Origin of the sequence: Dokdonella aquatica, from assembly GCF_051987395.1 — a bacterium.
GTDB lineage: Bacteria > Pseudomonadota > Gammaproteobacteria > Xanthomonadales > Rhodanobacteraceae > Dokdonella.
In genome coordinates, this window is the sequence record NZ_CP197094.1 from 1,978,917 (window position 1) to 1,999,747 (window position 20,831).

The 20,831-nt window shown below is 70.1% G+C and carries 15 protein-coding genes; 9 read left to right on the forward strand and 6 right to left on the reverse strand.

Translation table 11 applies throughout. From position 1 onward, the window contains the following. Positions 1-28: 28 nt before the first annotated feature. Positions 29-382: a hypothetical protein gene (locus ACQQ2N_RS08765; RefSeq protein ID WP_440225332.1), complete on the forward strand. Its 354-nt coding sequence runs from the start codon at positions 29-31 to the stop codon at positions 380-382. Between the two features lie 61 nt (positions 383-443). Here ACQQ2N_RS08765 and rsgA read toward each other — a convergent pair whose 3' ends face one another. Together rsgA and ACQQ2N_RS08775 are read right to left on the reverse strand one after the other, a co-directional pair. Beyond that, positions 444-1,520 (reverse strand): ribosome small subunit-dependent GTPase A, encoded by a 1,077-nt coding sequence (gene rsgA, locus ACQQ2N_RS08770; RefSeq protein ID WP_440225333.1) that lies wholly within the window; start codon positions 1,518-1,520, stop codon positions 444-446. A gap of 41 nt (positions 1,521-1,561) precedes the next feature. Next, on the reverse strand, positions 1,562-2,734 hold the full coding sequence (locus tag ACQQ2N_RS08775; RefSeq protein ID WP_440225334.1) for an efflux RND transporter periplasmic adaptor subunit: 1,173 nt from the start codon (positions 2,732-2,734) through the stop codon (positions 1,562-1,564). Positions 2,735-2,889: 155 nt separating this feature from the next. Here ACQQ2N_RS08775 and ACQQ2N_RS08780 point away from each other — a divergent pair, with 155 nt between their 5' ends. Next, positions 2,890-4,134 carry an aminotransferase class I/II-fold pyridoxal phosphate-dependent enzyme gene (locus ACQQ2N_RS08780; RefSeq protein ID WP_440225335.1) on the forward strand — a complete coding sequence of 415 codons (1,245 nt, stop codon included), beginning with the start codon at positions 2,890-2,892 and terminating at the stop codon, positions 4,132-4,134. Beyond that, complete coding sequence (locus ACQQ2N_RS08785; RefSeq protein ID WP_440225732.1) at positions 4,131-4,766, forward strand: GDSL-type esterase/lipase family protein; 636 nt, start codon at positions 4,131-4,133, stop codon at positions 4,764-4,766. Before ACQQ2N_RS08780 ends, ACQQ2N_RS08785 begins: the two co-directional genes overlap by 4 nt. Before the next feature lie 512 nt (positions 4,767-5,278). On the opposite strand, the gene ACQQ2N_RS08790 is transcribed toward ACQQ2N_RS08785, so the two are convergent. Further along, positions 5,279-7,306, reverse strand: coding sequence for an Ig-like domain-containing protein (locus ACQQ2N_RS08790; RefSeq protein WP_440225336.1), 2,028 nt, complete (start codon positions 7,304-7,306; stop codon positions 5,279-5,281). A gap of 121 nt (positions 7,307-7,427) precedes the next feature. Here ACQQ2N_RS08790 and grxD point away from each other — a divergent pair, with 121 nt between their 5' ends. The 3 genes from grxD to ilvA all read left to right on the forward strand — a co-directional run bounded on the left by grxD (position 7,428) and on the right by ilvA (position 10,469). Then, positions 7,428-8,351 carry a Grx4 family monothiol glutaredoxin gene (grxD, locus tag ACQQ2N_RS08795; RefSeq protein ID WP_440225337.1) on the forward strand — a complete coding sequence of 308 codons (924 nt, stop codon included), beginning with the start codon at positions 7,428-7,430 and terminating at the stop codon, positions 8,349-8,351. Positions 8,352-8,544: 193 nt separating this feature from the next. After that, positions 8,545-8,883: a hypothetical protein gene (locus tag ACQQ2N_RS08800; RefSeq protein WP_440225338.1), complete on the forward strand. Its 339-nt coding sequence runs from the start codon at positions 8,545-8,547 to the stop codon at positions 8,881-8,883. 62 nt (positions 8,884-8,945) lie between these two features. Beyond that, positions 8,946-10,469, forward strand: coding sequence for a threonine ammonia-lyase, biosynthetic (gene ilvA / locus ACQQ2N_RS08805; protein ID WP_440225339.1), 1,524 nt, complete (start codon positions 8,946-8,948; stop codon positions 10,467-10,469). Positions 10,470-11,200: 731 nt separating this feature from the next. On the opposite strand, the gene ACQQ2N_RS08810 is transcribed toward ilvA, so the two are convergent. From ACQQ2N_RS08810 to ACQQ2N_RS08820, 3 genes are all read right to left on the reverse strand, one after another. Then, positions 11,201-13,246 (reverse strand): DUF7452 domain-containing protein, encoded by a 2,046-nt coding sequence (locus ACQQ2N_RS08810; protein WP_440225340.1) that lies wholly within the window; start codon positions 13,244-13,246, stop codon positions 11,201-11,203. 79 nt (positions 13,247-13,325) lie between these two features. Beyond that, complete coding sequence (locus ACQQ2N_RS08815; RefSeq protein ID WP_440225341.1) at positions 13,326-16,235, reverse strand: tetratricopeptide repeat protein; 2,910 nt, start codon at positions 16,233-16,235, stop codon at positions 13,326-13,328. Continuing rightward, a complete protein-coding gene (locus ACQQ2N_RS08820) occupies positions 16,232-16,795 on the reverse strand; it encodes an ECF-type sigma factor (protein WP_440225342.1) in 564 nt (187 codons plus the stop codon). Before ACQQ2N_RS08820 ends, ACQQ2N_RS08815 begins: the two co-directional genes overlap by 4 nt. 183 nt (positions 16,796-16,978) lie before the next feature. Between ACQQ2N_RS08820 and ACQQ2N_RS08825 the strand changes: the two genes are divergently transcribed. The 3 genes from ACQQ2N_RS08825 (at position 16,979) to ACQQ2N_RS08835 (ending at position 20,813) form a co-directional block, all read left to right on the forward strand. Continuing rightward, the gene (locus ACQQ2N_RS08825) at positions 16,979-17,686 is read left to right on the forward strand and encodes a carbonic anhydrase (protein ID WP_440225343.1); all 708 of its coding nucleotides are present in this window, start codon (positions 16,979-16,981) and stop codon (positions 17,684-17,686) included. A gap of 65 nt (positions 17,687-17,751) precedes the next feature. Then, positions 17,752-20,166 (forward strand): acyl-CoA dehydrogenase, encoded by a 2,415-nt coding sequence (locus ACQQ2N_RS08830; protein WP_440225344.1) that lies wholly within the window; start codon positions 17,752-17,754, stop codon positions 20,164-20,166. Next, complete coding sequence (locus tag ACQQ2N_RS08835) at positions 20,166-20,813, forward strand: 2-hydroxychromene-2-carboxylate isomerase (protein WP_440225345.1); 648 nt, start codon at positions 20,166-20,168, stop codon at positions 20,811-20,813. Before ACQQ2N_RS08830 ends, ACQQ2N_RS08835 begins: the two co-directional genes overlap by 1 nt. Positions 20,814-20,831 lie beyond the last annotated feature (18 nt).

Consider the following 20,831-nt stretch of genomic DNA (forward strand, 5'->3'; position numbering starts at 1 on the left):
CTGCGCTCTTATTTTATGGAGACGCCGCATGATCCTCCGCCTCGTATCTTTCGCCGCCTGCGCGGTGCTGCTTTCAGCCTGCGCCGCGTCAGGGAGTGGTCACGCTAAGAACCGCGATGTGCCAGCGACGGAATCCGCCTGCTTGGCACGCGGCGGATCATGGACGCAGCTCGGGCGTGCGCCCGTGAAGCAGTGCCTGCTGCAGACCGGTGATGCCGGCAAGGCGTGTACCGACCGCGAGCAGTGCGAAGGCCTGTGCCTTGCACCGGAAGGCACGGCCGACGGCGATCGCGTGCAGGGCACGTGCAGTGCCGACACGAACCGGTTCGGGTGTCGCTCGCTCGTGCGCGACGGTGTCGTCACGACGTTGTGCGTCGATTGACGTCACGGGTGCAGCGCGTACTTCGGACATGCTGCACGGCGGATGCCCAAACGCGCGACACTCAGCGCTTGCCGTACTTCTCGCCGAGGCGCTTGCCGAGCGCCTTCGTCAGCACGCGTGATTCGCTCTTGCGGCGCATCTGCGCCTCGAGGCTGTCGGCGGCGGCGGCGAGTTCGTCGCGCAGCTTGAGGTAGTTCTGCCAGCGCGCGGGGTCGAGGCGGCCGTCGGCGAGGGCAGCGCGCACGGCGCAGCCGGGTTCGGTCTGGTGGGCGCAGTCGCCGAAGCGGCATTGCTGGGCGAGTTCCTCGATGTCGCCGAACTGGCTGCCGTCGAGGGTCTCCTCGCCGGTCAGCTTGATCTCGCGCATGCCGGGCGTGTCGATGAGGCAGCCGCCGCTCGGCAGCTGGATCAGCGCGCGGTACGTCGTCGTATGGCGGCCGCGGCTGTCGCTGCCGCGCACGGCCTTGGTAGCCTGGCGCGTCTCGCCGAGCAAGGTGTTGGTGAGCGTGGACTTGCCGACACCGGACGAGCCGACCAGCACGGCGGTACGTCCGGGGCCGAGGCGCGCGAGCAGCGGCGCGATGCTGTCGGGCGATTTCGAATTGATGGCGAGGATGTCGACGTGCGCGGGCACACGGGCACGCACGGTCGCGAACGCCGCCTCACCCTCGGTCGAGAGGTCGGCCTTGGTCAGCACCACGACGGCCTCGGCGCCGCTGTCCTGCACGAGCACGAGGTAGCGCTCGATGCGCGCAGGATTGAAGTCGCCGTCGAGGCCGCACAGCACCATGACCGTATCGACGTTGGTCGCGATGATCTGGCGCTGGTGGCGTTCGCCGGCCGCGGCGCGTGCGAGCACCGAGCGGCGCGGCAGCACGTCTTCGATCACGGGCGGCTTGCCTTCGCGCACATGCACGAAATCGCCGACCGCGGGGCGTGCGACCGGATCGGCATCGGCCTTGAGGAAGCGCGCTGCGGGCTGCGCGTTGAACGCGCGCGTGCCGTCGTGCAGTTCGTAGCCGGCGCGGTGCTGCGCGATCACGCGCGCGAGCGCCAGCGAGGGATCGCCGTCGACGGGTTCGGGGAGGGGGCCGGCCCAGCCGATGCGGGCGAGGCGTGCTGCGGTATCCGCGGTCATCGCCGCGGATGATAGCCGCCAAACGTGACGATGCGCGCCGGTCAGCCGCGCTTGGCGCCCGTACTCGCAAGCGCACGCGACGACGCAACCGCCGCGGCATCCGCCGGCAGCACGTCGACGAGCGCGCCGTCGCTGAGTGCCGCGTGGCCCGTCACGACCACTTCCGCGCCGGCCGGCATGCCCTCGAGGATCTGCACGCGCGCGCCCGAAGCGTGGCCGATGCGCACCGGCACGCGCGTCGCCTTGCCGTCCTCGATGCGGTACACGATGGTCTCATTGCGGTTGCCGAGCACGGCGGTCTTGGGTACGAGCAGCGCATCGGGCACGTGCAGGAACGCGATCTCCATGCGCGCGAACAGCCCGGGGCGCAGCGTTTCGGCGGCGTTGTCGACACGCACGGTCACGGCGACCGTACCGCTGTCGCGATCGACGACCGGCGCGATGCGCTCGACGACCGCCTGGAACGGGCGCCCGGCGAGCGCGTCGACCGTGAAATCGACCTTCTGGCCCTTGGCGAGCGCGCCTGCGTCGCGCTCGGGCACGCGCAGGTCGGCGCGCAGGTCGCGGAAATCGGCGACGTCGAACACCGGGTCGCCGGCCTTGAGCAGCTGGCCCTGCTTGATCCAGCGGCGCGTGACCACGCCGTCGAACGGCGCACGGATCTCGCTGCGCGCGACGCCGACGCGGGCGAGGTCGACCTCGGCCTGGCGTACGGCGAAGTCGGCGCGCGTCTGGTCGTGCGTGTTGGCCGCGATGAGCTGACGCGCGAGCAGCGTGTCGCCGCGTTCGACGTCGTTGCGGCGGCGCTGCAGGTCGGCCTCGGCCTCGCGCAGTTGCAGGCGACTGCGGTCGGCGTCGAGGCGCGCGAGCACCTGGCCCTTGCGCACCCGGTCGCCTTCCTCGACGAGCATCTGCAGCACGGTGCCGGGCACCTCGCCTACCAGCGTGGCTTCGCGCTCGGCCTGCAGGGTCGCGGTGCCGGCGTAGCGTGCGGTGAGCTCGCCGCGCTCGACGCGTGCGGTCTCGACCGGCTGGCCGCTCGGCGTGGCCTTCTTCGCCTCGGCGACCGGCGTCGCCGAGCCCTGGCTGCAGGCGGCGAGGATCGTGGACATGATCACGATGGCAACGGCGGGTGCGAGGCGGGACATGACGGCATCCGTTATTGGATTGGTGTTGTAGTTAACTATAACACCGTGTCGGCGGGCGTCAATCATGACCAACGACAGGGTGCGCCGCCGGCGAGGGCTCGATCCGGCTCCTGCTTCGATGCAGCAGGCGCGACATTGGTTGCGTGGCGCAACAAAGTGTGCGCTGCAACAAGGTGTTAACATCGCCGCCCCACCGCCATTGCCGAAGCAGACCCCGCGCCATGTCGCAGCGACCCGTGCACACGAGCTCCCGCCTCGCCGAGGTGCGTTACGAGATCCGTGGGACGCTGAGCCATCGAGCCCGGGACCTCGAGGCCGAGGGGCGGCAGATCGTGCGGCTCAACATCGGCAACCCGGGCGCATTTGGCTTCGAAGTGCCTGCGCACATCCGCGAGGCGGTCACGCGTTCGCTGCCCAGGAGTGAGGCCTACTGCCAGCAGCAAGGCCTGCTGCAGGCGCGCCAGACGATCGCCTACCAGCAGGTCGCGCGCGGTTCGACCACGGCCACGGCCGAGCGCGTGTTCATCGGCAACGGCGTCAGCGAGCTCATCGACCTGAGCCTGCGCGCGCTGCTCGAGCCGGGCGACGAGGTGCTCGTGCCGGCGCCGGACTACCCGCTGTGGACTGCGGCGACGATCCTCAACGGCGGCCGCGCGGTGCATTACCCGTGCCCGGCCAGCCGCGGTCATCTGCCCGATGCCGACGAGATCGCCGCGCTGATCACACCGCGCACGCGCGCGATCGTGCTGATCAATCCGAACAATCCGACCGGCGCGAACTACCCGCGCGAACTGCTGCGCGCGATCGTCGCGCTGGCCGAGCGCCACCGCATCGTGCTCATGGCCGACGAGATCTACGACGGTATCCTCTACGACGACGCGACGTTCCAGCCGCTCGCGCCGCTCGCCGGCGACCTGCCGTGCATCAGCTTCGGCGGCCTCAGCAAGGTGCACCGTGCCTGCGGCTACCGCGTGGGCTGGTTCACCGTGTCGGGTGCCGACGTGCGCGTGCAGGACATGCTGCGCGCGTTCGACCTGCTCGCCGCACTGCGCCTGTGCGGCAACGTGCCGGGACAGTGGGCGATCCAGCCTGCGCTCGAAGGCGCCGACACGATCCGTGCGCTGACCCTGCCGGGCGGGCGACTCTACGAATCGCGCAAGGCCGTGCTCGATGCGGTCGAGCGCAGCGCGTTCCTCGACGTGGTCGCGCCGGCCGGTGCGCTGTACGCGTTCCCGGGCGTGCACGACGACGCGCTGCCGGGCCTCGACGACGAGGCGTTCGCGCTGCACCTGCTCGAGAGCGAGGACGTGCTGATCGTGCCGGGCTCGAGCTTCAACGTCGCCTACCGCAACCACTTCCGCATCACGCTGCTGCCCGAGGCACCGGTCATCGCCGACGTGTTCGAGCGCATCGAACGCGCGCTCGGCCGCTTCGCCGAACGCGCCCGCGCGCGCCACGTCGCCTGAGCGATCCGGGCGTGGCGGCGGCGTTCCTCGCGCTCGGCGATTCCTACACGATCGGCGAGGGCGTGCCGGCCGACGGCACCTGGCCCGCGCAGCTCGCGGCCCTGTTGCTCACCGAAGGGCACGACCTCGGCACACCCGAGATCATCGCGACGACAGGCTGGACCACCGATGAGCTCGATGCCGCGATCGACGCCCGCGATCCGGCCGCGGGCCGTGCGCTCGTGAGCCTGCTGATCGGCGTCAACAACCAGTACCGCGGCCGTGACGTCGACGCGTATCGCGGCGAGTTCGCGGCCCTGCTCGCGCGCGCGGTCGGCTTCGCCGACGGGCACGCCGGGCGCGTCGTCGTCGTGTCCATCCCCGACTGGGGCGTCACGCCGTTCGCGCACGACGGCCAGCGCGACATCGTCGCGATCGCGGCCGCGATCGATGCGTTCAATGCCGCGGCACGCGAGGAAACGGCGCGCCGTGGCGCACGCTGGGTCGATGTCACCGCGATCTCGCGCGGGCCTGCACGCGACCTGCTCGCGGATGACGGCCTGCACCCTTCCGCGGCGCAGTACGCGCAGTGGGCGCGCGCGGTGCTTGCGCAGGCGCGGGACGTGCTCGACGGGATGCCTCGCGTCCGATGATGCGGGGTCTGATCCGGGGTCAGGTTCATTTTCCTCGCAATGCCATCGAGGATGGAGCGTCACCCCACGGGAAAATGAACCTGACCCTGGTGTCGAACCCCGGACATGTCGGGCGTCGCCGCGATCTTGCGTGAGTCCGCAGTCTTTCCGCGGTAGCTAAGCTCCGTTCGCAAGAGCAGGGCGAAAACAGGACGCATTCGACGGGACGTGTCGAGCGATGGGACGCAGCCGGTCGTCTGATGGGCGGGGGTCAGGTTCATTTTTCCTGAGCCGCGAAAATCGGGGTCAGGTTCATTTTCCCCGGTATGACGCGTCATCCCCCTGTCGCGACCGAGGGAAAATGAACCTGACCCCGGGGCACCCGAGGGAAAATGAACCTGACCCCGGGGCACCCGAGGGAAAATGAACCTGACCCCGGGGCACCGGCCCGGGGCACCGCCCGAGCCACATAGGGCCGCAAAAAGAAAAAGCCGGGCGATGGCCCGGCTTTTCCGCTGCAGCATGACGCCCGGTCAGAAGTCGTAGAGCTCCCAGACTTCCACGCGCACCGTCGCCGTGGCCGTGCCGCCGCGACCGTCCGAGATCGTGTACTCGAAGAAGTCGTTGCCCGAGAAGCCGTGGATCGACTGGTAGTGGATCGTGTTGTCGGCGTTGATCGTGATCTCCGCCATGCCGGGACCCGTGTGGTTCACCGACACGACCGTCAACGTGTCGCCGTCCGGATCGCTGTCGTTGGCGAGCACGTCGATCTCGCCGCTGTAGCCCTTGAACACGTTGTCGTTGTCGTCGACGGCGATCGGTGCCCGGTTGTTCGACGGGGCCGACTCGGTGACCGTGATCGACACGGTGGCCGTCGCGGTCGCGCCGTGCGGATCGACGACGGTGTACGTGAACGAGTCCGGGCCGTGGTAGCCCGCCGTCGGCGTATACAGGATCGTGCCGGCCGCGATCGTCGCCGTGCCATGCGCCGGTGCCGACACCGACTGGATCGCCAGCGTCTCGCCGTCGGGATCGCTGTCGTTGGCGAGCACGTCGATGACGTTGCCGGTCGAATCCTGCGCGACCGTGGCCGTGTCGTCGCCCGCAGCAGGGCCGCGGTTGTCGTAGATGCGCGGGCCGAGCGTGGTCGTCGAGCTCGATTCCTCGAACTTGTACACATCGACCGTGCGCTTGTGCTCGGCCGGGTTGCGCAGCGCGCGCTCGATCCAGGCCGGGTTCGCCTTGACCGGCTCGCGCACCCACTCGACCTTGGCCGGTGAGGGCTCCGGAGCCGGTGCGGGAACGGTCGTCTCCTCGATCGTGAGGAACGCGATGTCGACGCGGCGATTGATCTGGCGGTTGCTCGGCGTGTCGTTCGGCACCTTGGGCTTGAGCTCGCCTTCGCCGCGCGTATCGATCTGGTCGGCCGGAATGCCACGCGAGACGAGGTACGCCTTGGCCGCCTCGGCGCGACGCTCCGAGAGCTTCTGGTTGTACGCCTCGGTACCGATCGAGTCGGTATGACCGACGATGGTGACGCGGCTCACGCGGTCGATCGACTGCAGCTTGGCGATGAGCTCGTCGAGCGCGCGCGTCGCATCGCCACGCAGCGCGGCGCGGTCGAAGTCGAACATCGCGTCGCCGTCGACGCGCACCTCGTTGCGGATCACCTGCGGTGCGGCGGGCGGCGCGCTGTCCTGCGGCGCCGGCACGCTGGTCTCGACCATGCGGAACGGCTCGCGCGCGCGGTAGCTCTCGCCGAGGTCGTAGCGCAGCAGCAGCCAGCCGCGCGAATCGGACTTGTCGGTCTCGAAGCGGCCCGACTTGCGCAGGAACTCGCCCTGCAGCGTGACGCTGAAGCCCGAGTTGCGGAACAGCTTGTCGACGCCGAGCGAGACGGTCGACTGGTCGCTGTCGAACTTGCCCTTCTCGTAGTCGAGGCCGCCGCGCACGCGCAGCAGCGGGCCGTCGAAGTAACCGCCGAAGCGGGCACCGATGCCGTTGTCGTACGGACGCTCGAAGAAGCGCGTGAGCGTCTCGACGGTCTGCACTTGCGTGAAGCTGCCGTTCGCATCGCTGCCGATCAGCGTCGAGATATCGGTCAGCACCGACGTGTCGACGAGGCGCCTGCCCGAGGTCGCATGCGTCACGTAGGCGCTCATGAAGAAGTCGTTGCGTTCCCAGCCGAGGCCGAGCGTGGCCTTGCGGTCCTTGAACACGTTCTGGTCGCCCGCGGCGAACACCTTCCAGACTGCCGCACTGCCCGATTCGGGCTCGCCGCGCAGGAAGTTGTAGCCGAACTTGACGCCGCCGGCGCTGTGCTGGCCGAGCCAGAGTTCCGCGAGCCACGCCGACGAATCGGTCTTGCCGAGGATGCCGAGGATCTCGCCGAGCACGTCGCCGTCGTCGTTGACGCCGAGCGAGACGCGCGCGTTGGAGCCCACGTACGTCAGCGGGATCGAGGCGTCGCCAGTGAGCGTTTCAGGCGTGTTCGCCGCATGTTGCGCGGACGCGTTCGCCGCGAGCGCCATGCCGATGCACAGCGAAAGTGGTCGGATCATCGTTCCTTCCCCATTGATTGCCAGCCCTGTGCCACGATTATCGGCTATCCGGGGGGCCACGGCCAAACCCGGGCCAATTCACTCCGTTATCATCCGCGCCTCACATCAGGATCCACGAGCCATGTCAGACCCGCAGCAGACCCGCCAGCGCATCGAGGCGTTGCTCGCCGAGAACCCCGTCGTGCTGTTCATGAAGGGCACGCGCCACGCACCGAGCTGCGGCTTCTCGGCCGCGACGGCAGGCGTGCTCAACGACCTGCTCGACGACTACCTCAGCGTCGACGTGCTCGCCGACGAGGCGATCCGCCAGGGCATCAAGGACTACGGCAACTGGCCGACGATCCCGCAGCTCTACGTCGGCGGCGAACTCGTCGGCGGTGCCGACATCGTGCAGGGCATGGCCGCGAGCGGCGAGCTTCACACGCTGCTCGGCTTGCCGGAGCCCGACCGCACGCCGCCCGAGATCACGATCAGCGACGAGGCCGCGAAGCAGATCCGCGCCGCGATCGACGATGCCGAAGGCATGGGGCTCTTCCTCGCGGTCGACGCGAAGTTCCAGCCGCAGTTCCAGCTGCGCGAGATCACCGGCAGCGAGATCCGCGTCGTCGCCAACGGCATCGACGTGCTGTTCGATCCGACCAGCGCGCAGCGCGCGCGCGGCGCGGCGATCGACTGGGTGTCGACCGCGCAGGGCGAAGGCCTGTCGATCACGCTGCCGCAGGCGCCGCCGCCGGTGCACGCGCTCGACGTCGTCGACCTCAAGCGCCTGCTCGACGACGGCCGCATCACCGTGATCGACGTGCGTCCGGCCGAGGATCGCGCGCTGGCGCCGTTCGCGCAGGCGCAGGTGCTCGACGCGGCCTCGCACGATCGCCTCGTCGGTTTGCCCAAGGACACGCCGCTCGCGTTCCTGTGCCACCACGGCGTGTCGAGCCGCCGCGCGGCTGAGCACTTCCGCGAGCGCGGTTTCCGCGTCGTGCACAACGTCGAGGGCGGCATCGAGGCGTGGTCGCAGCACGTCGATCCGTCGGTGCCGCGCTACTGACCGTGACCACCCGGCACGCTTCGCGTGCCGGGCCCGCGTGACGGCATCGCGGGGGCGCGTCCCCGCCACCCGGCGTGCCCGGGCCTCCGTTGCGGCAGCGCGGCGGGCGTTCATGCGCGCCGCGCGTATACTGTCGGCGTTCCGCGTATTGTGAAGCGTTCCACACTGCGCACGTGCCGATGCGGGTCCGACGATGCTTCGACTGCTGCCTCTGCTGATCCTGCCGTTGCTCGCCGCGTGCTCCCAGAGCCGCGAGACGCGTGCCGCCAACGCCTGCGTTGCCGAAGTCGGCAACCGGCTGGCAGGACGCAACGTCACCCTTGATGCGAAGGCGCTCGCCGCCGCCGTGACGCCGGCCACCGACGGCATGCTGCAGGTGTCGGGGCCGATCGTGTTCGATCGCGGCCTTTCGGGCGAATACACGCAGACACTCGACTGTCGCGTGCGCTTCGAGGCCGACGCGCCCGTCGTGATCTTCCTCCAGTTCAACTGGAGCATGGACGACGTGCGCAAGTCCGCTCCCGCGGGCTGATCCGCACCATTGAGTGGCGCCCGACGCGCCGCTAGGCTGCGCGGACCCTCCGCGGAACGCCCATGCCGATCGATTACCTCAAGCGCATCCTGACCTCGCGCGTCTACGACGTCGCGCGCGAAACCGAGCTCGGTCACGCGCCGTCGCTGTCGCGACGCACCGGTTGCACGGTGCTGCTCAAGCGCGAGGACGAGCAGCCCGTGTTCTCGTTCAAGCTGCGCGGCGCCTACAACCGCATGGCGCGCCTGACGCCGGAAGAGCTCGCACGTGGCGTCATCGCGGCCTCGGCCGGCAACCATGCGCAAGGCGTCGCGCTGTCGGCGGCGCGCCTCGGCTGCACGGCGGTGATCGTGATGCCCGTGACGACGCCGAGCGTGAAGATCGACGCGGTGCGCGCGTTCGGCGGCGCGGCGGTCGAGATCGTGCTGGCGGGCGAGTCGTACTCGGATGCGAAGGCGCATGCCGATGCGCTCGCGGTCGAGCGCGGCCTCGTGTTCGTGCATCCGTTCGACGATCCCGACGTGATCGCGGGGCAGGGCACGATCGGCATGGAGATCCTGCGCCAGCATCCGCGCCCGATCCGCGCGATCTTCGCGGCGATCGGCGGCGGCGGCCTCGTCTCCGGCATCGCGGCCTACGTCAAGGCGGTGCGTCCCGAGATCCGCGTGATCGGCGTGCAGACGCACGATTCCGACGCGATGGCGCGCTCGCTCGAGGCCGGGCGCCGCGTCGCGCTCAAGGATGTCGGCCTGTTCTCGGATGGCACGGCGGTCAAGCAGGTCGGCAAGGAGACCTTCCGGCTGTGTCGCGAGCTCGTCGACGAGGTCGTGCGTGTCGACGCCGACGCGGTCTGCGCGGCGATCAAGGACGTGTTCGAGGACACCCGCAGCATCCTCGAGCCGGCCGGCGCGCTCGCCGTCGCGGGCATGAAGGCCTGGGCTGCGCGCGAAGGCGTGCGCGGCGAGACGCTCGTTGCGGTCGCCTGCGGCGCCAACATGAACTTCGATCGCCTGCGCTTCGTCGCCGAGCGTGCCGAGGTCGGCGAGGCGCGCGAGGCCGTCTTCGCGGTGACGATCCCCGAGGAGCGCGGCTCGTTCCGGCGCTTCTGCGCGGTGCTGCAAGGCCACAGCATCACCGAGTTCAACTACCGCATCGGCGACACCGACGCGGCGCACCTGTTCGTCGGCATCCAGATCCGCGACCGCGGTGATTCCGCCGCGATCGCGTCCGCGCTGCGCGGCGAAGGCTTCGCCACGCTCGACCTCGGCGACGACGAGCTCGCCAAGCAGCACCTGCGCCACATGATCGGCGGCCGCAGCGCGCGTGCCGACGACGAGCTGCTTTACCGCTTCGAGTTCCCCGAGCGGCCCGGTGCGCTCATGCGTTTCCTGTCGGCGATGAGTCCGAACTGGAACATCTCGCTGTTCCACTACCGCAACGAGGGTGCCGACTACGGACGCATCCTCGTCGGCATCCAGGTGCCGCCCAAGGAAATGAAGGCGTTCCGCGGCTTCCTCGGCACGCTCGGTTACCCGCATCGCGACGAGAGCGCGAACCCGGCATACCGACTATTCCTGCGCGGCTGACGCCCTGGACGGAAGCACCCCTCTCCCCCGGCCCCTCTCCCGCAAGGGGAGAGGGGAGATGGCAGGCTCTCCCGTCTCGTGTGGACACACTCGACGAGCGCGCGAGCCTTCTTCCCGGCCATGGAGCGACCAGGTGTCGTCCACGGAGATGAAGGCCTTCCGCGGCTTCCTCGGCACGCTCGGTTATCCGCACCGCGACGAGAGCGCGAACCCCGCTTACCGGTTGTTCCTGCGCGGCTGACGTCTGCGGCAGAAGCACATCCTCCCCCGAGCTCTCTTCCGCGAGAGGGGAGCTGCCGTACAGCTCGCGAGCTTGCGGATGCGCTGCCGGTTTCGGTGTGAACAGAGTGCGCGTCGACCGTTCGTGTGTGGTTGACGCTCGGGGCACAAGCACCCCTCTCCCCCAGCCCCTCTCCCGCAAGGGGAGAGGGGAGGATGCAGGCTCTCTCGTTGCATCGCGGTACGCTTTCGGAGTCATGGCTTCGAGCGAAACTCGACGCATCCGAGCGGTACGCTTTCGGAGTGAGGGCTTCGAGCGAAACGTCGACGCATCCGAGCGGTGAGCTTTAGGAGTGAGGGCTTCGAGCGAAACGTCGACACATCCGACGACGCGCTTCGAGCCCCTCTCCCCTCGTGGGAGAGGGGTTGGGGAGAGGGGGCGCAGCGGATGCGGGAACGTCTGCTACGCAGCGCGAGGCGATCGAAGCACGCGGCCTGCGTACCTGCGGGCACTACTCGAAATCGTGCGCGAAGATGCGGTCCTGGCACTCGAACACCTGCGCGGGATCGATCACCACGTTGAACGACGTGCCGATCGGATACGGAACCGGCGAGAAGATCCCCCAGCGGCCGGTCGACTCGCTGTAGTCGAAGTCGAAGCTCGAGACCGGAGCCGATCCCGGCACCGCGACGACGCGCGTCGCATGCGGGGATGCGCAGGGCACGCCGTTGATCAGCGGGTGGTCGATCGTGACGGTCTGCGAGCCGGGATTCGCCGCGATGCGGAACGCGTTCGGGCTCGCGCTCTGCGAGTAGACGTTGAAGCCGCTCGTCGCGGGCAGCGCGGCCTGGTCGAGGTTGAGGATGTTCCAGCGCCCCGAGCTGCCGCTGCCGGTATAGGTCACGCCGATGTGGTGCAGGTTGTAGGTCGTTGCCGCGGTCCAGTTGTGGGCGACCAGCACGATGCGGTCGGGCAGGCTGTTGGTCGCGACGTTGTCGATGCGTGTCGACGCTCCGGTCGTGTTGCTGCCGTCGCCCAGGTGCGTGAACGATCCGCTGGCGGTCGCCGGCACCCAGGCGCTCCATGCGAGCCCGTTCGCGATCGGCACCGAGACGTTCTCGTTGTAGATCGTCCATTCCGGCAACTGGTAGTAGACGCCGAACGGTTCGGTCGAGGCGACCGCATTGGCGAAGATGCGCGTCGGCAGCACGCGTGCGGTGGACGCGCCGTTCGTGGAAGCGTCGTCGAGCGACGTGATGTGGCCCGACGTGTTGCCCGCATTGGCCGTGTGGCGGAACGACCGGTCGCCGAACTCGTAGGCGCCGATGTCGGCGCGTGCACCCTTGATGCGACGCAGGCCGTCGGCATCGAGCGCGGGCATGCCGGCGTCGAGGATGGCGATCGTGAGCGAATTGGCGTCCGCGGCGTTGATCGCGGGAGAACTCGCGGTGAGGCGAGGTGCGACCTTGGCGACGAGGCGTGGCGCCGCGAAGATCGTGTTCGGGCCCGAGGTCGCACTGTTGGCGGGCGCTTCGATGAGGTTGTAGTCGGCCGAGAGCCCCGATGCCAGGCCGGTCGTGAACGTGAGTCCCTCGGTGCTGGTCTGGATCAGGTTGTTCGCGACCGATCCGTTGATGCGCGAAGCGCTCGTGCCGGTGTTCCAGCGCGTCGCGGTGATGCCGCGCGCGCAGTCGACGATCGTGTTGTTGACGAGGCGCGTGTTGATCGTGCCGCTGCCGGCGGCCTGGCCGATGCCGTAGGCGTTGACGCCTCCGCAGACGATGACGTTGCCGACGGCGGTCGCATCGAAGGCGACCGGGGTGGACGAGCCGATGCCCTCGCTGAGGAAGATGCCGCCGCGCGCGAAGCGCCCGCGGACCTCGTTGCCGAACAGCCGGATCGTGCCGCCGCCCGAGGTGCCGGGCGTGCCCTCGATGTCCGCGAGGATGCCGGAACCGGATGTCGTGGTGGTGCTCGAGCGCTGGATGCGGTTCCATGCCGCGTAGGCGTTCATCGTGCCGCCGTCGGTGTCGAAGGCGAGCAGGCCGTTGTTGATGCCGGCCGGCTCGCCGGTGATGCGCGTGTTGTACGCGGTCGCGTTGACCGTGTTGAACGGGTTCGCGGTGAAGCGCAGCGTCGCGGTCAGGTTGCCGGGCGAGCCCTCGATGTCGAGGTCGCTGGCTTCGAACGTCGCGGTGCCGGTACCGCCGTGGTAGAACTGGACGCGACCGTCACGCACCTGCAGCCGGCTGATGCGCATGGTCTTGCCGGGTTGGGTCGCCGAGATGCGCAGGTCGATGTTGCGGCCCGGCGCGAGGCGGGCACGGCCTCCGCTGATCGTCGTCAGCTCGATGTCGATGTCGGCGATGAGCAGGTTCTCGTCGATCTCGTCGTTGGTCGCGATCTCGATGCGGTCGCCGTCGGACACGGCGACGATGCAGGCCTGCAACGTGGTCGGGCACTGGGACGAAGGCCAGACGCGCGTGGCCGCGGCGGCGGGCGTCGATACGCAGGCGAGCGCGAGCGGAAACGCAAGGGAACGAAGCGAAAAGGTCACGGTGGACTCCGCGTGGCTTAGGGGATACCCATGAAGCGCGGAATCGTGCCGGCGCAGGACATCGCGCCTCGGGGAATCCTCAGCGGGTCGTTGCCATGCCCGTGTCGAGTGCTGCGCGCAGGCGTCGCGGCACGTAAGGCAGCGCCGCCGCGAGCTCCGAGGCGCGCAGGCGGGCGGCTCTGGAGGCCTCGCGATCGCCTTCGCGTGCGAGGCAGTCGGCAAGCGCGAGCTCTGCGGTGGCCTGATCGGCGCGCAGGCCACCGCCGCCGCGCGCAAGTGCGGCCGTGATCGCCGGCAATCGCGTGGTCGCGTCACCGCACGTCGCTGCCCGCGCGTCGAGTCGTGCGGCGACCAGATGCGCGCGCGCGTCGCGCGGCGACAGGCTGGCCGTATCAGCCGGAAACGCCGGCTTCCCGAGCAGCGTGCGCGCTGCATCGTCGTCACCGGCGTGCAGCAGGCTGTCGGCGAGTGCGGCGCGAGCGAGTCGCGTATCGGCGTGATCGGCGCCGAGCGCGGCTTCGAGCACGTCCAAGGCGCGGCGCTGCTCATCGACGGCCTCCGCGTCGCGTGCCTGCTCGACGAACACGCCGGCAAGTCCAAGGCGTGCGACGCCGGCGAGGTAGTGGCGCTCGCCGAGCGAGGCCTCGGTGGCCGCGAGCGCGGCGCGCTGGTCGCGCTCGGCCGCGTCGAGCCGGCCCGTCATGCGCTCGAGGCTGGCCAGGTTGCCGAGCATCGTCGCGACGGTCGGATGCTGCTCGCCGTGTGCGGCGCGTGCCACGGCCACCGCTTCGCCGAAGCGCGTGATCGCGTCGTCGAGCCGGCCCTGCTGCACATCGAGCGCGGCGATCGAGTTGAGCGTCGAGGCGACGTCGGGATGCCGGCCGCCAAGCAGCTCGCGTTGCAGCGCGAGCGCGTCCGTGAACATCGCGCGTGCGGTGTCGGCCTCGCCGAGGCGCTGCCGCGCGACGGCGAGGTTGAAGCGGCTCTGCGCGACGTCGGGATGGCGTGCGCCGAGCAAGGCGATGCGTGTCGCGGTGGCCTCCTCGAGCAGCGTCGCAGCCTCCGCGGTCGCGCCACGCTGCAGCAGCACGACGGCGAGATCGTGCGCGGCGCGTGCACTCGTCGTGTGCTGCGCGCCGTAGGCCGCGAGTGCCTTCGCGTGCGCCTCGCGCAGCGCGGTCTCGGCGCCCGGCAGGTCGCCGGCGCGGAAGCGCACGGCGCCGAGCACCGCGAGGTCGCGTTGCAGGCGCTTCGCATCGGCCTGGTCGGCGGCGAGTGCTTCGTCGAGCAAAGCGAACGCCTCGTCGGGGCGACCGCGGTCCGCGATCACGCCGGCGAGGCGCACGCGCGCGTCGTGCGCTCCGCGTGCATCGGTCGCGTTCGCGAGAGCCGTGCGCAGCGCGGCTTCGGCGGCTTCGGCCTGGCCTTGCGCTTCGCGCACGGCGCCGAGCTCGAGGCTGGCGGCATGGCGTGCGGCGGGCGATGCCGCCTCGCCGTCGGCATGCGAGGCGAGTGCCTCGGCGCGGTCGAGCGCGCCGAGCTGGCGCCACGCACCCGCGAGCACCGTGCTGAGCTCGGCTTCGAGTTCGGGTTGCGACGCGAGGGTTTCGGACATCCTCGTCTCGCCGCGCTCGAGCAGTTCGCGTGCGCCGATGTCGCGTCCGCGACTCTCGTCTGGCGTCACGCCCGCGAACAGCGCGAGCACGAAATCCCTGACCGCGTCGGCACGCGTCGCTTCGAGCGTGGCGCGCGCGGCGGCTTCGCGTGCGCGATGCGCTTCGCGCCAGGTTGCCGCAATGCCGACGACGAGGCTCGCGACGAGCAGCGCCGAGAGCGCGACGACGGCGGGCTGGCGGCGCGCGAAGCGGGCGAGCCGGTACCCGATCGACGCCCGTCGCGCGAGGATCGGACGGCGCGTGCGGCAACGCGCGAGATCCTCGCCGAGTGCCGCGACGCTCGCGTAGCGCCTCGCGGGATCGTGGGCGAGCGCGGTCGCGGCGATCGTGGCGAGGTCGCCGCGCAGGCGGCGTTCTAGCGCCGTCGGTGTCGTCGCCCGAGCATCGGCGATCTCTTTGGCGCGATCGGACGGCAGCGTGAGGCGCGGAGGGCCATCGGGCGTGCTGCGTGGCGGGCGCGTGCCGGTCAGCAGCTCGACGAGCAGCACGCCGAGCGCGTAGACATCGGTCGCGGTCGTGATCGCGCCGCCGTCGAACTGCTCGGGCGCCGCGTAGCCCGGCGTGAGGCGACGCAGTCCCGTGCGCGTCTGCTCGGTGTCGTCGCCGTCGTCGAGCAGCTTGGCGATGCCGAAGTCGAGCAGGCGAGGACGGCCCGTGGCGTCGACGAGGATGTTCGCGGGCTTGAGGTCGCGGTGCACGACGAGCGCGCGGTGTGCGTGCGCGACCGCGGCACAGACGTCCTCGAGCAGGCGCAGGCGTGCGTCGACATCGAGACGGCGTGCATCGCAGGCGGCGACGAGGGGCTCACCCTCGACGTACTCGAGCGCGAACCACGGCACGCCGTCTTCGGTGAAGCCGCCGTCGAGCAGGCGTGCGATATCGGGATGTTCGAGGCGCGCGAGCACGCGCCGCTCGCGGCGGAAGCGTTCGCGCTCGGCGGGATCGTGCACGCCGTTGCGCAGCAGCTTGAGCGCGACACGTTGCGTGTAGCCGTCGGCGGCGCGCTCGGCGAGATGCACGCTGCCGCTGCCGCCTTCGCCGAGCAGGCGCACGAGTCGATACGGCCCGGCGTGCGTGCGTGGCGGCGGCGCGGGGGTATCGGCATCGAGCAGTGCGCCGGCGAAGCGCCCGCTGTCGGCGTCGAGGATGCCTTGCGGCTCCGACTGCGCGAGCAGTCCGCGCAGCAGCATGCGCAACTCGTCGTCGCCGGCGGCACGTGCGATGAAGTCCTCGCGATCGTCGGGATCGAGGTCGAGCACGCGATCGAGCAGTGGCGCGAGATCGCGCCAGCGCGCGCGAACCGCGGGGTTCATGCGACCTGTCCGATCGCCGCGTGCAGGAACAGGCGCGCCTTCTGCCAGTCGCGCACGACCGTGCGCGGCGTGATGCCGAGCAGTTCGCCGGTCTCCTCGACCGATAGGCCCGCGAAGAAACGCAGTTCGACGACGCGCACGAGGCGCGCGTCGACTTCGGCGAGCTGGTTCAGCGCGCCATCGAGCGCGACGACCTGGTCGGCGACCTGTTCGACCGGGATCGCCTCGGCCTGCAGGTCCAGCGGCACGAGGCCGCCGCCGCGCTTCTGCGCACCCTTGCGGCGTGCGTGGTCGACGAGGATGTGGCGCATCGCCATCGCCGCGTAACCGAGGAAGTGACCGCGGTCCTGCCAGGCGATGCCGTCGCGCGCGGCGAGGTCGAGCCAGGTCTCGTGGACCAGCGCGGTCGTGCTCAGCGTGTGTGCACCCTGGCCGGCGAGATGACGGTGGGCGAGCCGACGCAGGCGGTCGTAGACCTCGGGCAGCAGGCGGTCGATGACGGGTTGTCGCCCCGTGGTGGGCAGGGAAGGCGCGGGGTTCGCGTCGACGATCGCGTTCATGGCGCCTGCTGCGCGGGGAGGGCGATGGGCATGCTAACCCCGACGGGACCTTGCGACCGGGCATGGCCCGCAACCACGGTGTGAACCATGCCGCATTTCCGTGACCATCGGACCTTGGTCGAGGTGGCAGCGCCGTGCGCGCCGAGGCTATCGTCGGCGCCCCTGCCCGACGTGGACCCCGCCATGCGCACGACCGTTCTCGCCTCCCTGATCGCCCTCGCCCTGCCGTCACTCGCCGCCGCCCAGGTATTCGACTACGCGCACCAGTCGGCGTGGCAGTCCGTGCACGACAAGGCGCAGTCGCCGATCGACATCCGTCGTGCCGATGCGGTCGCGGGCGATCCGCAGGAGGCCCAGGATATCGTCGTGCGCCATACCGAGGCCGCGCTCGAGGTGGTCGACAACGAACACGCGGTCGAGGTCGAGGCGCACGGTCCCGACGCGATGATCCGCGGTCGCCACTTCGAACTCGCGCAGTTCCACTTCCACGCCACGAGCGAGCACACGATCGACGGCGAATCGTTCCCGCTCGAGGGCCACTTCGTGTTCAAGGCGAAGGACGGCCGCCTCGCCGTGGTCGGTGTGATGTACCGCGAAGGCGAGTCGAACCGGCTCGCCGGCAAGGTGCTCGAGGCGCTCGGCGATGCGCGCCATGGCGAGATCGAGCGCGAGGACATCGCGGTGATGCTGCCGCGCGACAAGAGCTACCACCACTACCTCGGTTCGCTGACCACGCCGCCGCTGACCGAGAACGTCGAGTGGTACGTGCTCGATACGCCGGTGACGCTGTCGGCCAAGCAGATCGCGGGCTTCGAGAAGCGCTACAGCCACAACAACCGCGCCGTGCAGCCGCTCAACGGCCGCCCGCTCGTGCACATCGCGCAGCACTGAGCGCGCAGCGGGGTTCAGCGGCGGCAGGCGCATAATCGGGCTCCGTCGCCACCGGAGCCCCGCCCATGTGGATCGCCGTCGCCGCGGCCCTCGCCGTGTTCCTCGCCCTGGCCTTCCGCGGGCTCGGGTTCCTCGCCTGGCTCGCCGCCGCGGGCATCGTGCTCGTCGGCTGGCGCGTCACCGGCATCGCGTCGCCCGTGTTGTTCCAGTCGGTCGTGGTCGTGCTGGTGGTCGCGGCGGTGATCTTCGGCCCGCCGCTCGTGCGGCGCGTGCTGGTGTCGCGCGCCGTGATGCCCGTGTTCGCGAAGGTGCTGCCACGTCTCGGCGACACCGAGCGCATCGCGCTCGAGGCCGGCACCGTGTGGTGGGATGCCGACCTGTTCTCGGGCATGCCACCGTGGCAGAAGCTGCTCGACTTCGAGCCCAAGCCGCTCAGCGACGAGGAACAGGCCTTCCTCGACGGGCCGGTCAACGATTTCTGCGCGAAGCTCGACGACTGGCAGGTCTACCAGCAACGCGACCTGCCCGAGGCGATCTGGCAGCTGATCCGCGAGTACCGGTTGTTCGGCCTGATCATCCCGAAGGAACACGGCGGCCACGGCTTCTCGGCGCTCGCGCAGTCGCGCATCGTCACGCGCATCTCGAGCCGTTCGGTCACCGCGGCCGTCACGGTCATGGTGCCGAACTCGCTCGGACCCGGCGAACTGCTCATGCACTACGGCACGCAGGCGCAGAAGCAGCGCTGGCTGCGCCGCCTCGCCGAAGGCCTCGAGATCCCGTGCTTCGCGCTGACCGGTCCGGAGGCCGGCTCCGACGCTGCGGCGACGCAGTCCGAGGGCATCGTCGAGAAGCGCGTGATCGACGGCGTCGAGGTGCTCGGCGTGCGCTTCCACTGGAAGAAGCGCTACATCACGCTCGCGCCCGTGGCCACGTTGATCGGCCTCGCGTTCCGCCTCAAGGATCCCGATGGCCTGATCGGCGACCGCGAGGATCGCGGCATCACCTGCGCGCTGATCCCGCGCAACACGCCCGGCATCGAGATCGGCGATCGCCATGATCCGATGGGCGTGCCGTTCCACAACGGTCCGATCGTCGGCCACGACGTCTGGGTGCCGTTCGACGCGGTCATCGGCGAGCACGAGGGCGTCGGCAACGGCTGGCGCATGCTCATGGAATGCCTCGCCGCGGGACGCTCGATCTCGCTGCCGGCACTGAGCATCGGCGCCGCGCAGATGGCCACGCGCATCTGCGGCGCCTACGCGACCGTGCGCGAGCAGTTCGACACGCCGATCGGCCGCTTCGAGGGCATCGAGGAGCCGCTCGCACGCATCGCCGGCATGACCTACCTCATGAGCGCGACGCGCGACCTCACATGCGGTGCGCTCGACGCGGGCGAGAAGCCCGCCGTGCTCGGTTCGATCGCCAAGGCCTACCTCACCGAAGGCATGCGTACGGTCGTGTCCGACGCGATGGACATCCGCGCCGGCGCGGCGATCCAGCGCGGGCCGCGCAACTCGCTCGCGCGTGCCTGGGCCGCGGTGCCGATCGGGATCACGGTCGAAGGCGCGAACATCCTCACGCGCTCGATGATCATCTACGGGCAGGGCGCGATCCGCTGCCATCCGTTCGTGCAGCACGAGATCGCCGCGGTTGCGGCCGGCGACCTCGCCGCATTCGATCGCGCACTGTTCGGCCACGTCAACCTGATCGTCACGCGCAGCGTGCGTGCGCTGTTGCTCGCGCTGACCGGCTCGCGCCTCGCCGGCGTGCCGCACACCGAGGACACCGCGCGCTACTACCAGCACCTGTCGCGCTTCTCGGCCGCGTTCACGATCGTCTCGGACACGGCGATGGGCACGCTCGGCGGTTCGCTCAAGCGTCGCGAGAAGCTGTCGGGCCGCCTCGCCGATGCGCTCGCCTACCTCTACCTCGCCTCGGCCGCGCTCAAGCGCTACCACGACGAGCCCAAGACCACGGCCAACTACGGCCTCGTGCGCTGGTCGGTCGAGCTGTGTCTGCTGCGCATCCAGGAGGCGCTCGTCGGCGTGCTCGACAACCTGCCGTCGCGTCCCGCGGCTTGGCTGCTGCGCGCGTTGATCTTCCCGCTCGGCGCGCGTTTCCGTCCGCCCTCGGATCGACTCGGCCGGCGCGTCGCGCGCGACATCCTCGAGGATCGCGAGGCGCGCCGCACGCTGACCGGCGACGTGTTCGTGCCGCCCGACGACGAGCCCGGACTCGGCACGCTCGAGGCCGCGCTCGACAAGGCCGTGCGTGCGCTGCCGATCGAGACCAAGCTGCGCGACGCGGTGCGCGAAGGTCGCCTCGACCGCGCGCCGGGCCACGTGCTCGACGATCACGGCCTCGCTGCGGGTGTCATCTCGCAGGCCGAGTACGACCTGCTCAACGATGCACGCGACGCACGCGACGAGGTGATCCAGGTCGACGCCTTCGATGCCGCCACGTACCGGACGCTGCACTGATGGACGCGACCTGGCATTTCGACGTGGTCTCGCCGTTCGCGTACCTGCAGCTGCAGCGTCTCGGTCCTTTGCGCGAACGCACCGCCCTGCGGCCGCGCCCGATCGTGTTCGGTGCGGTGCTCGCCCATCTCGGCCAGCGTGGTCCGGCCGAGATCGACGCGAAGCGCGGTTTCACGTACCTCAGCGCGCAGTGGCGTGCCGAACGCGACGGCATCGCACTGCGCTTCCCGCCCGCGCATCCGTTCAACCCGCTCGCGGCGTTGCGCCTGATCGTGGCCAGCGGCTCGTCGTGGGAATCGGTCGAGGCGGTGTTCGCGCACGTCTGGCGCGACGGTCGTCCCGGTGACACACCGGCGTCACTCGCCGACGTCGGCGCACGGCTCGGCGTCGCCGACATCGAGGCCGCGCTCGCTTCGGCGTCGGTCAAGGAGGAACTGCGCGCCAACACGGAAGAGGCGATCGCGGCCGGCGTGTTCGGCGTGCCGACGCTGCGTTTCGGCGAGGCCTTGTTCTGGGGTGACGATGCGACGTCGCTCGCGGGAGCCTGGGTCAAGGATCCAGCGCGCTTCGAGCGCGGCGAATACGCGCGCCTCCGCACGCTTCCGGTCGGTATCTCGCGCGCGACGCCGAAAGCGTCCGGCGCCTGAACGGGCTTCGCGGCGATC